Origin of the sequence: Bradyrhizobium sp. CER78, from assembly GCF_029846235.1 — a bacterium.
Taxonomy (GTDB): Bacteria; Pseudomonadota; Alphaproteobacteria; order Rhizobiales; family Xanthobacteraceae; genus Bradyrhizobium.
Window position 1 is genome coordinate 299492 of record NZ_JARVWP010000009.1, and the last position, 12007, is coordinate 311498.

The following is a 12007-nucleotide window of genomic DNA, read 5'->3' on the forward strand; positions in this document are numbered from 1 at the left end:
ATTACTTTTCTTCGGTCGGTGTCGAGATGAACGATGACTTCCCAGGAGGCGGATCGATCGATACCTTCCGGTCGTCACCGAGGAAGACAGGCGCCAGATCCTCGTCGACCATGATCTTCGCTGCCTGCGGCGTTTGCGGGTCCCCTTCAACGTCAAGGCGCGTCGCCGCCTCAAAGAGCAGCGCCCTCACGTCATCGGATGACAAGACGTTCTTCGCGAGGAGCGTGCGGACCAGAGCCTCAAGCACCAAGCCAACAATCGGTCCGTTGCCGAGCGTGCGTTCCATTGAAAGCTGCTCCTTAATGCCTGTCCCTAATCGACCGTGGTCACCCGTTCTGTCAGATCGTTCGTGAATCATCGTCAAGTGCGGTACGCATCAACGCGAAAGCCTGTCGGACACCATGCAGCTGATCGATGAGATGGAGGATGACGTCGATCCCCTCGTCGTTGACGCCCAGGTCGCTCTTGAGATCGCGGATCAGGTGCGCGCGGGCCACATCCGCGTCAGAGAACTGCGCCCCTGAAGCCGCCTCGGTTGGAAGCAGCCATCGTTGCTCCAGCCAGAATTCGAGTGTCTGCACCCGCAGTCCCGAGGAGATCAGAAATTCCTGTTTGGTCAGGGTCATTACAAGGTGCCTTCGCGCGGATCGAACTTTTTCCCCTTGGTCCAGTTCTCGACGAACGCTTCCAATTCCGGATCCGGAGACTTCGGCAGGACGATTGTCAGCTTCACCAATTCGTCTCCGGCACTCCCGCCTCGGCGCGGGGCGCCCTTTCCCCTGAGGCGCAGTGTCGTGCCGGTGTTCGATCCCTTCGGCACCGCCATGGTAACGTCACCGGTCGGTGTCGGCACCCGGATTTGACCGCCCAGAACCGCCTCGGTCAACGAGATCGGCACTTCGAGCAGAATGTTGTCGCCATCGCGGGTAAAGCGCCGATCCGGCATGACCTCGACTTCGATGAGGGCATCGCCTGGTCCGCCTTTGCCTGCGCCGGGAGCTCCCTTGCCCTTCAGGCGCAAGACCTGCCCGTCGACCAGACCCGGGGGAATCTTCACTTCCAGCGTCCCGCCATCCGGCAGTGTGATTCGCTTGGTTGCACCGCTGATCGATTCGACGAACGCGATGGACAGGCGATAGTGCAGATCTTCACCGCGCCGGTTTGCGCGTGCGCGCTGCCCGCGCCTTAGCAGGTCGGCGAACGCATCGTCCGAATCCATGAAGTCGGCAAAGCCGGCTCCGCTGGTGTAAGCATGCGGATCTCCGGCATCGGCGTAGTCGCGATAGAAGTGATGCTGCGGCCGTTCAGCTCCCGTCGCGTCGATTTCTCCATTGTCGAAGCGGTTGCGCTTGTCAGCATCGCCGAGCAGGTCATAGGCGCCGGCCGCTTCCTTGAACTTCTCTTCCGCGGCCTTGTCGCCGGGATTGAGATCAGGATGCAGCTTCTTCGCAAGCTTACGATACGCCTTTTGTATCTCGGCGGCCGACGCTGAGGAGGACACTCCCAACACATCGTACGGGTTCTTAGCCAATGACCGCTCCCGACTTGAAGATGGCAGAGACTGGATTTGCCCGTAGCGAGGAACGGCCGAGCGCCGGGTCCCGATTATTCAACATGACCGGGATCCACGTATTTGGGGTAGTTCTTCAGTTGCTGAGGCGTCATTCGCGCCGGATCTGGCGCTCCTGGAACACCGCGCGGACCAAGTTTCGCCCGCGTGATGTCGTCTTCCGTCAGTCGCGGCTTGCCGTCGTCGAGTTGCCCATTGCCACCGAGACTCACTGTCATGGTCTTCCAACCTCTGCATGCAGTTCTTCAACGACATTCCAGGCAAGACCCGTTTGCCCGGCACGGACGGTCAGCACCACGCGCCTAGCGCCGTTCCTCGTTTCTCTCGCCGGAACGCTCGCCTTCCGAGGGCGCGCGGCGCGGAGGAGCTCCGGCTTCCTCCATCCGTGGTTCAGGCCTCGCGAACGGCGCGGCGGGTCGGGGCTCGGGTCCGGCCTCGGTTTCTGGCGTTGGCACTGGTCGGACGGTGGGCTCGGCGCGAGGCTCCGGCCTGGGCGCGGACTCAGGCCTAGCCTCCGGCATGCGGATTTCCTCACGCCTTCGCTCTTCCGGCGGAGCTTGATCACGCCGCTTCTGCTCGGTGGCCGATCGATCCTCCTGACCAAGAGGTCTGGGCGCGGCCTCAGGCACGGGCGTTCGTTCACGCCCAAGTTCGCGAGGTGCAACCCTTTCGACTTCATCCGCCGGCGACCTGCGCTCGGTCACAGGGGCCTCCGATGGGCGTCGAGAGCCGTCGAGACGCTGCCGCGAAGGTTCCTCAGGTCGAGCCCCCTTCAGATCTTCGGGTCGGCTTTTATCCGCATTCGACGGCGTGACCTCGGCGGGTGCGCGTGGTCGAATAATGTCGCGCCCATTCAGGATTGTTGGACGTGGCGTAGCGCCCACGGGCGGAGCCCCGCCGTTCGTTCTGTTGAACAGACGAGTATCGTGGCTTGCAATCTCGACGTGCTTACGCTGCAACGGCGTGGGTGCGAAATGTTGTTCCCTGGCGACCGCTCTGTCGGCGGCTGATGGCCGAGCCTCGACGCCGCCGCGTCCGCCATTGTAGCTGACGTTGTTCACCGTCTCATTGACGACGACGGTTTTCTGATAGACGTTTCTAATCGTCACGTTCCGAATGTTGTTGACGGTGCTGTTGTAGTAGAATTGACCACGATCCCAGCGGCCACCTTCGTAGCCATTGCCCGAATAGCCGAAGCCATAGTTGACGCCGCCGTAGAAGCCGACGCGCACACCCCAATAACCCGGGTGGAAAATGTAGGCGCCCGCGAGCCAGCCCCAGTAGCCCGGGGTCCACAACAAGCCCGGTCGCGGTGGCTGCACCCACGTTCCGGGCACCCAATAGTAGTCACCGGCATCCTCGTCCCACGACCAATATCCCGGAGACCAGAGATAGCCTGGCGCAGGTACGGGGGGCTGTTCGTAACGAGGCAGCGGCGGCGGTGGCGTTTCCACAGCCGTGACTTGCGAGCAAGCTGCTTCCTGGGACGACGCGGCCGTCGGCATTACGCATGCGCTTCCAAGCAACAAGGCAGCGAGAACTACAGGAGATGTCGTCGTCAACAGTCGCTTCAACATATGAGAACCCTGGCGAGAAAGCGTTGCTATTCGCGTGATGCACGACACCGCTCGCACCGGCGAACGGTGTCAGTTTCGGCACGTCCCTATCGACCCGGCTGCAGCGTCATGCTCTCCAATCCCGCTGCGACGATCAGGCCGGTTTCCGCTTGCACGCTCAGGGGTTGCAGCGCGATGCTGTTGTTCGAACCACCCAGAAGTACATTGCCGCCTACGCCGACGATTGCCGCAGCCATCGCGTCGACGCCGACATAAGTACCGGCGATATCGCCGCGACCGGGCTGTGCGACAGGCGCGAACACCGTCCAAGCAAGCGCGGTGCTCTCGGTAATGCCGATATCGAGACCGACCTTCTGAATCGTCGCGATATAGTAGTCTTCGGGCAGTCCGTTGATGCGCAAGACACACGCCAGATTAGTTACCGCGCCTACGATAAAGCCGATGCTCGGCCCACCCTTGCACTCAAGTACGCCGACTTGCACCTTTTGAACGGGCTGCTGAGCTTGCGCGGTTGATACCAGGGCGGTCAGCATTGCTCCGGCAAAGGCAGTGAGGACCGTAGAACGTCGTCGCATAAGAAAGCTCCTACAAAATGAAGGCGGAATGCCTTCAAGACGTCTGCTGAAGTTTGAGTAGAACGAAGCAATCGGGATTGCATTCCAGCACCTGAGAGCTGGCGTTTCCTCCCGACAGCGGTGCAACGTGCGATTGGTAACCACGGGCTCGCGCCCGCGCTTGCGGAACCGTGCTATTTCGAATTCTTCTTGTCGTCGTCGATCTCGGTGAATTCGGCGTCGACGACATTGTCTCCGCCTGAACCCGGGGCAGCACCAGGAGCTGCCCGCGCGGCGCTCTGCATCGCCTCCGCAAGCTTCATCGAGTGCTGTTGCAAGGCATTCACCTTGGTATTGATCGTCGTGGCATCGTCGCCCTTCAACGCTTCACGCAAGTCAGACATCGCGCTTTCGATCGCGCTACGGTCCGACGCCGCGAGCTTCGAACCATGCTCGGTGACGGTCTTCTCCGTTGCGTGCAGCAGTGCTTCAGCGGTGTTCTTCGCCTCGACCGCTTCCTTCCGCTTCTTGTCCTCCGCAGCGTGGGCCTCGGCGTCCTTGACCATCTTTTCGATGTCGCTCTCCGACAGACCGCCCGATGCCTGAATCTGGATATTCTGTTCCTTGCCGGTGCCCTTGTCCTTGGCCGAGACGTTGACGATTCCGTTGGCATCGATGTCGAACGTCACCTCGATTTGCGGCACGCCTCGCGGCGCCGGAGCGATCCCGACCAGATCGAACTGGCCGAGGAACTTGTTGTCAGAGGCCATCTCGCGCTCACCTTGGAAGACGCGGATCGTCACCGCGCTCTGGTTGTCCTCGGCGGTGGAGAAGACCTGGCTCTTCTTAGCCGGAACCGTCGTGTTGCGCTCGATCAGCCGGGTGAACACGCCCCCCAGCGTCTCGAGGCCAAGTGACAGCGGCGTCACGTCGAGCAGCAGCACATCCTTGACGTCGCCTTGCAGGACGCCCGCCTGGATTGCCGCGCCGACGGCGACGACCTCGTCGGGATTGACGCCCTTGTGCGGCTCCTTGCCGAAGATCTTCTGCACGACTTCCTGGATCTTCGGCATGCGGGTCTGGCCGCCGACCAGCACGACTTCGTCAATATCCTTCGCCGTGAGTCCGGCATCCTTGAGGGCATTGAGGCACGGCTCGATCGTCCGCTGAACGAGGTCCTCGACCAGGGACTCGAATTTGGCGCGCGTGATCTTGACCTGAAGATGCTTTGGGCCGGAGGCATCCGCTGTGATGAACGGCAGGTTGACTTCCGTCTGGGTGACGGTGGAAAGCTCGATCTTCGCCTTTTCAGCCGCTTCCTTGAGGCGCTGAAGCGCGAGCTTGTCGTTGCGCAGATCAATGCCTTGCTGCTTCTGGAACTCGTCGGCAAGGTAGTTGACCAACCGCATGTCGAAGTCTTCGCCGCCCAGGAAGGTGTCGCCGTTGGTCGCCTTCACCTCAAACACCCCATCGCCGATATCGAGAACGGAGATGTCGAAGGTGCCGCCACCGAGATCGTAGACGGCGATCTTTGCCTGTTTCTTCTTGTCGAGTCCGTAGGCGAGCGCCGCCGCGGTGGGTTCGTTGATAATGCGCAGAACCTCGAGGCCGGCGATCTTGCCGGCGTCCTTGGTGGCCTGACGCTGCGCGTCGTTGAAATAGGCGGGAACGGTGATGACGGCCTGCGTGATCTTCTCGCCGAGATTGGCCTCGGCCGTTTCCTTCATCTTCTGCAGGATGAAGGCCGAAATCTGCGAAGGCGAATACGGCTTGCCCTCAGCCTCGACCCAGGCGTCGCCATTGGACGCCTTGATGATCTTGTAGGGGACGAGCGTCTTGTCCTTCTCGACAGTCGGATCATCGTAACGTCGGCCGATCAGGCGCTTCACCGCGAAGATAGTGTTGGTCGGATTGGTCACCGCCTGCCGCCGGGCCGGTTGCCCGACGAGACGCTCGCCGTCGGACGTGAACGCCACCACGGAAGGTGTCGTACGCGCGCCCTCGGCGTTCTCGATGATGCGCGTGTTCTTGCCATCCATCACCGCGACGCATGAATTGGTCGTCCCGAGGTCAATTCCGATCACTTTTGCCACGTCGCGCTCCTCTGACTTTTTCGTTGATCGACAATGTGCGGCTTGCGCCTTGCGCCACTACCGTTGAGCAACAGATGTGCCACATCGCGACTTGCGTGATTTCAACGACTTGCGCCGCGAGATCGCGACGCGTCGGACATTTTGTCCGGAGCACGCCGGACAAACTGTCTATCGGTTTAAGCGCACAAAAAGCCGTACTAACGGCGCCCGCACCGCGACCCGCGTCAGACAACTTGTCCAATCGACTTTGACAAAGTGTCCGCGGACCACCCCACCAACACCTTCAGCTGCTGATATGACTTGCCATGCGGATGGCACGTGTATTGCTGCGATTCGATCCCGTCGACGACCTATACCGTCGCCTCGACCAGGATGGTTCACGATGCTCTATGTTGACGTGAACGAGACAGATGACGAATTGCAAATCGTTGCAGAGTTGCATGGTCTAACGGCAAACGATGTAGACGTGACCGTCGAGCATGGTGTACTCACCATTATCGCAGAACGGCGGGTAAGCGATGGCCGCAATGCCGGGCGGACAATCAGAGTCTTGAGCTCGATGCTGCTGCCTCGCTCGGTCGATGCTCATAGGCTAAATGCGTACTTCGACGACGGCGTGATGACTGTGACGTTTCCCAAGCACCGGTAACCAAGCCAGCGGCGCTAAAATCATCGGAGCCGCCGAGTAGCTACCTGAGAAGCGAGCAGGCATTTCAGCTCGCCACGCCGACTTTCGCAGGCCGCAACGAACGTGATCCAATCGCGTAACCAGGCTGCACGACAGTCGTGACCGTGCCGCTTGGCACTGACGGATCCTGCACCTGGAACATGGCCTCGTGAAAGTGAGGATCAAACCGGCTTCCGGTCGGATCAAGCTTCTTGACGCCGTGCGCTTCCAATGATCGCAGCAGCTCCTTCTCCGTAAGCTCCACACCCTCGACAAACGTTTTGAACGGGCCGGCATTGCGTCGCAGCTCTGCAGGAAGACTGGACATAGCACGTTCAAGATTGTCCGCGACGTTGACCATATCGCCCGCGAACCTGGTCACGGCATATTGCCGCATGTCGTTCAACTCGCGCTCGGCGCGCCGGCGTACATTCTCGGCGTCCGCGAGCGTCCGAAGCAGGCGGTCCTTAAGATCAACATTTTCCGCCACAAGCCGCGCAATGGCATCATGTGCGTCTTCTGCTGTGCCCGACGGGACGCTCGCGGCATCCGGCCATTCGGAGGCCGCTTCCCTTGCAGAATCCACAGACGTCAGCTTCTCTGCGTCTTCCCCGGCCTGACGAGGCCCTCCTTGAAGATGGTGCGGGTGACTCTGTCTGTTGTAATGAGGATTCTTGGGCGGGCCGTTGTTGGTCATGGCAGCTCTCTTATCTCGCCGTTGATATGTCGTTTGGGGGTCGGTCGGAAGAGCTCCGTCCTTCGCGCGTCCGAGCCGGCCATCTACCGCCTATCGCGAAGCTGCAGGCCCAGGCCAATCAACGTGCAGCCCTGGAAGACCAGGTCGACCGACAACAACAGACCAAGCAACCAGAGACTGTTGAGTGGCCACCCCAGGAGAAACGCCAATCCTGCGATCGCGGTGAGCAATCCGGAGGCAAACAGCCAGCCCCAGCCGCGATCGCCTCTTGCTCTAAAGCTTAGCAGCAGGCGCATGAGGCCAGACGCGATCGTGAAAACGGCCAATATGAGCGTCAGGACAAGCGAAGCGATTACTGGATCCAGAACGATTGTCGTACCGGCCCCGGCATAGAAAACGCCGCCCAGACCCCAAAGAAAGAATCCGCGCCAGTTCTTGACCCTAAACGCATGGACGACCTGGAAAGCGCCCGCGACGATCATCAAAACGCCGATGTAGAAGATCGTTGCGATGGTCGCCAACAGCAGATTGCTGAGAGCTCCGAAGCCCAGCACGACAAAAAGAATGCCTAGGGCGACGAACCAGCCCCACTTCTCTTGCGCTTCGGTCATCAATCCCGTGAACGCTCGCCTCGGTTCCGACATTCGAGTTGTCTGCGTCATGATGAATTGCCCAGCGATTGAGTTGTTGGCGGCTCGCTGCACACGGGCCGGCCCCGCGATGCAGACGACGACATTCTTGCCAGTGACGACAACGCAATCGACGTGCCAGACCGTGAACACCGTGATTTCAATCAGTTATGACAATCGATGTCGCTGAAGGGTCATTTTGGCCGGAATCTCTGGGACAAAATGACCAAAGCGCGGAAGGCTAACTCGCCGGCGGGAGCGTCTGCGATTGGCGGAATTCGGTCTATCGGCAGGGCCTCGAGTACCCGTCAACAGGGTCAGCGAGCTGCAGCTCAACGCTCAATCCGGTGCTCCTGAGCAGGATCTCCGCGGCCGGGCTCCGATGCTGGGATTCATGTCACGCCCCCTTCGGAACAGCCGCCGGCATCGCGTTCGTCGGATCATTGCTCGGCACCGTATCGTGAGGAAACAGCTCGATCCCCGTTGGGATCGTCTCCACGTAGAGCGACTGGCTCGGGAAGGCGAAATCGGATCCGGCCTTCTTCACGATCGCCTTGATGGCATACGCCAGTTCCTCCTTGATCCTCAACCAATCCCCCCAAACCGTGGTGCGGGTAAAGCAGTAGACCATGAGATCAATCGACGAGTCATTGAACTTGTCGATTCGCACGAACGCTACGGCTTCGGGTGGGTGAACGAAATCCGAACTACCGAGGATGTGCGCCTCGATCGCGTCACGGATGTCACGGAGTTGACTGGTGGTCGTACTGTAGTCGAGCCCGATGATCCAGGAAATGCGGCGGAACGTCATCTGCGAGAAGTTCGTGACGGCATTGTCCGCCAGATACGAGTTCGGAACGAATACAGGCGCTTGATCGAACCGACGGACTTTTGTCGTTCGCAGACCAATGGTCTCGACCGTGCCCTCGACAATTCCCTCGGCCAGGATCCAATCGCCGTTTCTGAAGCGCTGCTCTCCAATGATGAAGATTCCAGAGATCAAGTTCTTGAAAAGATTCTGGGCGCCCAGCGCCACCGCAACACCGACGAGCCCGAAGCTCGCCAGCACCGGTCCGACGTGAATGCCCCAGACCTCCAGGATAGCGGTAGCGCCCAGCGCAACGATGATGGCGCGTCCGACCCTGACCGTCCAGCCAATCATGGCCTTGCTGAAGATCGGCGTTTGGCCATCCAGAACAGCGCATAGCGGCCCGATCACCTCGAACAACGCCCAGAAGATCGTGAATGCGATCAACGATTGATCGACCTGGAGAAGCCCGTCTTTGAGCCTCTGATTGGTGAGAATGAACTCGCCGATAATAAGGATGGCCAAGACGATTGGAATGGACTGGAGGTGAGGAGCAAGGGCCTCAACGATCGTTCGGTTGAGGTCTCCCTCTTTGCCCGAAGACCATGCGTGGATACGAGAGATGACAGTGCGGCTAAAGAAGCGCCGGATCAGCACCGCGATTGCAAGTATGACGATCGAAATGACGAGGTGTCCGACAGTGAGGTCCAGGATGCTTCGCTGCCAGAAGGAAAGAAAGATCGTCCAGAGTGCCGACAGATCGTAATTCGCGGTATGTGTCATTTGGGAACGTGCCGAAGCCGACGATGCTTTCCCGCTATGTTCGCTGCTTCGCAACAAGCGGTACGGTTTGGAAATCAGGATGAATGGAGGGGGACTAACGTAGCCACAATCTGATCACGCCAGAGACGAAGCCGACCGCCACAACGCTTGCGGTCCAGATCACGGCCATCCACATGAGCCGTTGCCATAGCGGAAGCCGCGCCTGCATCAGTGATATCCTGCGGTGCCGACCTTGCCGCGAAACACCCAGTAGGCCCAACCCGTGTAGGCAAGGATGAGCGGAATAATCACGCAGGCACCCACCAGCATGAACAACTGGCTCTCGACCGGTGCCGCGGCATCCCAGATCGTAACCGCGCGTGGAACAGCGTAAGGATAGATGCTGATTCCGAGCCCGATGAAGCTCAGCAGGAAGAGGGCCAGCGCCATGAGGAACGGCAGCCGCTCGAACTCACGCTTCAGGCTCCAGAAGAAGGTTACCGCGCAGATCAGAACCAACAGCGGCACCTGGGCCGTCAACAAGACGCCGGGCATCGCGAACCATCGCCGCCAGTAATCATAGTCGAGAAACGGTGTCATCGCGCTGACGGCCCCCAGCGCCAGAAGCGTACCGGCGCCGAGCCAGAAGGCGGCACGGCGCGCGTGACGTTGGCTCGTCCCCTCCGTCTTCCAGATCAGCCACGTTGCGCCGAGCAGCGCATAACCGATCACGACCGCGACGCCGGTCAGGATGCTGAACGGGCTGAGCCAGTCGAGCCAACCACCGGCATAGGCATCATTGACGACGTGGATACCCTGCAGAATTGCCCCGAGAGTCACGCCTTGCGCAAAGGCGGCCACCAGGGAGCCCAACCAGAACGAGATGTCCCACAATGGCCGATGCCCTGGATCGCGCCAGCGGAATTCAAAGGCGACGCCACGGAAGACAAGCCCGAGCAGCATGGCAATCATCAACGGATATGTGGCCGGAAGGATGATCGCATAGGCGAGCGGAAACGCCGCCAACAGACCGCCGCCGCCCATCACCAGCCACGTCTCGTTGCCATCCCAGACCGGCGCGATCGAATTCATGGCCTGGTCGCGCTCGTCGCCGACCGCGAAGCTCGGGAACAGAATTCCGATGCCGAGGTCGAACCCGTCCATGACGACGTAGGCCATCACCGCAAAGCCGATAATGGCTGCCCAGAAGGTGGTAAGGTCGATGCTGTACATGGCCTCACTCCGCCGCGGTCAGAGGTACGCCGACGCTGCGCGCCGGGGTAATACCTGCAGCGCGCTGCGGTACCTTGGGCGGCTCCTTCTCGCCCGGAGCGGGCGGCTTCGCCATCAGGCGCAGGAGATAGTAGGTGCCGGCGCCGAAGGCTGCGAAGTACACCAGCACGAAAGCGACAAGCGAGGCCGCCACCGCCGGCGCAGCCAACGGCGAATGCGATTCCGCCGTTCGCAACAGCCCATAGACCGTGAACGGCTGCCGACCGACCTCCGTCGTCACCCATCCAGCGATCACCGCGACAAAGCCGGCCGGTCCGAGCGCGACACAGGCACGATGCAACCAGGCCCAGTCGTAAAGCCTTCCCCGGAAGCGCGCGAGCAGGCTCCAGAAACCGACAGCGAGCATCGCAAATCCAAGGCCGACCATGATCCGGAACGACCAGAACACGATCGGCACCGGCGGCCATTGATCCCTGGGGAAGTCGCTGAGCCCCGGCAGGGGTGCGTCCGGATCATGTTTGAGGATCAGCGATCCCAGGCGCGGCACTTCGAGCTTGTAATGGACCTGCGCTGCCGCGTTGCTCGGGAAGCCGAAGAGGATAAGCGACGCGCCATCGGGACTGGGTTCGTAATGACCTTCCATGGCCAGAACCTTGGCGGGTTGATGTTCCAACGTGTTGAGTCCGTGAGCGTCACCCGCGAGGATCTGGATCGGGGTCACGATCACGGCCATCCACATCGCCATCGAAAACATCTTGCGCGCGCCGAAATTGGTGCGGTCCCGCAGCAAATGCCAGGCGCCCACTCCGCCGACCACGAACGCCGTCGTCAGATAGGCCGCGATCACGGTGTGGACGAGGCGATACGGAAAACTCGCAGTGAAGATGATCGGGATCCAGGATCCGGCGGGCACGAACTGGTCCTTCGCATTGATCGCAAATCCCGCGGGCGTCTGCATCCAGCTGTTCACGGCAATGATCCAGGTTGCCGAGATCAGCGTCCCGAGCGCGACCATGCACGTTGCGAAGAAATGAAGACCTTTGCCGACCTTGCTCATGCCGAACAGCATGACGCCGAGGAACCCGGCCTCCAGAAAGAAGGCCGTCATCACCTCATAGGCCATGAGCGGCCCGATGATCGGTCCAGCCCGCGTAGAGAATACCGACCAATTCGTACCGAACTGATATGAGAGCACCACCCCCGAGACGACACCCATTCCGAACACAACGGCGAAGATCTTCAGCCAGTAGCGGAACAGGTTGGCATAGACGCCCTGCCCGGTCTTCAGCCACAACGCCTCGAGCACCATCAGATAGCTCGCAAGCCCGATCGAGAACGACGGAAATATGAAATGGAACGAGACGGTGAACGCAAACTGGGCACGTGCCAGAATCACCGCATCGAGATTGTCCAGCAA

14 protein-coding genes are annotated in these 12007 nt (G+C 60.4%); 1 reads left to right on the plus strand and 13 read right to left on the minus strand.

The genetic code is table 11. From position 1 onward, the window contains the following. Nucleotide 1: 1 nt before the first annotated feature. From QDT69_RS21605 to dnaK, 7 genes are all read right to left on the minus strand, one after another. Nucleotides 2–286, minus strand: a complete 285-nt coding sequence (locus QDT69_RS21605) for a hypothetical protein (RefSeq protein WP_279708486.1) — start codon at nt 284–286, stop codon at nt 2–4. 52 nt (nt 287–338) lie between these two features. Beyond that, complete coding sequence (locus QDT69_RS21610) at nt 339–620, minus strand: chaperone modulator CbpM (RefSeq protein WP_279708548.1); 282 nt, start codon at nt 618–620, stop codon at nt 339–341. Nucleotides 621–625: 5 nt separating this feature from the next. Continuing rightward, nucleotides 626–1531: a J domain-containing protein gene (locus QDT69_RS21615; protein WP_279708487.1), complete on the minus strand. Its 906-nt coding sequence runs from the start codon at nt 1529–1531 to the stop codon at nt 626–628. Nucleotides 1532–1605: 74 nt separating this feature from the next. After that, complete coding sequence (locus QDT69_RS21620; RefSeq protein ID WP_279708488.1) at nt 1606–1788, minus strand: hypothetical protein; 183 nt, start codon at nt 1786–1788, stop codon at nt 1606–1608. 84 nt (nt 1789–1872) lie between these two features. Then, on the minus strand, nt 1873–3147 hold the full coding sequence (locus QDT69_RS21625; RefSeq protein WP_279708489.1) for a hypothetical protein: 1275 nt from the start codon (nt 3145–3147) through the stop codon (nt 1873–1875). Between the two features lie 86 nt (nt 3148–3233). Next, nucleotides 3234–3680, minus strand: a complete 447-nt coding sequence (locus QDT69_RS21630; RefSeq protein ID WP_279708549.1) for a DUF992 domain-containing protein — start codon at nt 3678–3680, stop codon at nt 3234–3236. 215 nt (nt 3681–3895) lie between these two features. After that, nucleotides 3896–5794, minus strand: a complete 1899-nt coding sequence (gene dnaK / locus QDT69_RS21635; RefSeq protein WP_279708490.1) for a molecular chaperone DnaK — start codon at nt 5792–5794, stop codon at nt 3896–3898. A gap of 382 nt (nt 5795–6176) precedes the next feature. On the opposite strand from dnaK, the gene QDT69_RS21640 reads away from it, so the two are divergent. Next, nucleotides 6177–6443 (plus strand): Hsp20/alpha crystallin family protein, encoded by a 267-nt coding sequence (locus tag QDT69_RS21640; RefSeq protein WP_279708491.1) that lies wholly within the window; start codon nt 6177–6179, stop codon nt 6441–6443. Nucleotides 6444–6507: 64 nt separating this feature from the next. On the opposite strand, the gene grpE is transcribed toward QDT69_RS21640, so the two are convergent. From grpE to QDT69_RS21670, 6 genes are all read right to left on the minus strand, one after another. Then, on the minus strand, nt 6508–7158 hold the full coding sequence (gene grpE, locus QDT69_RS21645) for a nucleotide exchange factor GrpE (protein WP_279708492.1): 651 nt from the start codon (nt 7156–7158) through the stop codon (nt 6508–6510). An 83-nt stretch (nt 7159–7241) separates the two neighbouring features. Next, a complete protein-coding gene (locus QDT69_RS21650) occupies nt 7242–7940 on the minus strand; it encodes an HdeD family acid-resistance protein (RefSeq protein WP_279708493.1) in 699 nt (232 codons plus the stop codon). A 244-nt stretch (nt 7941–8184) separates the two neighbouring features. Beyond that, nucleotides 8185–9378 carry a mechanosensitive ion channel family protein gene (locus QDT69_RS21655; RefSeq protein WP_279708494.1) on the minus strand — a complete coding sequence of 398 codons (1194 nt, stop codon included), beginning with the start codon at nt 9376–9378 and terminating at the stop codon, nt 8185–8187. A gap of 94 nt (nt 9379–9472) precedes the next feature. Then, complete coding sequence (locus tag QDT69_RS21660) at nt 9473–9586, minus strand: DUF2474 family protein (RefSeq protein WP_279708495.1); 114 nt, start codon at nt 9584–9586, stop codon at nt 9473–9475. Beyond that, nucleotides 9586–10590 carry a cytochrome d ubiquinol oxidase subunit II gene (gene cydB / locus QDT69_RS21665; RefSeq protein ID WP_279708496.1) on the minus strand — a complete coding sequence of 335 codons (1005 nt, stop codon included), beginning with the start codon at nt 10588–10590 and terminating at the stop codon, nt 9586–9588. The genes QDT69_RS21660 and cydB overlap by 1 nt, the downstream gene beginning before the upstream one ends. Before the next feature lie 4 nt (nt 10591–10594). Beyond that, nucleotides 10595–12007 carry a cytochrome ubiquinol oxidase subunit I gene (locus QDT69_RS21670; RefSeq protein WP_279708497.1) on the minus strand — a complete coding sequence of 471 codons (1413 nt, stop codon included), beginning with the start codon at nt 12005–12007 and terminating at the stop codon, nt 10595–10597.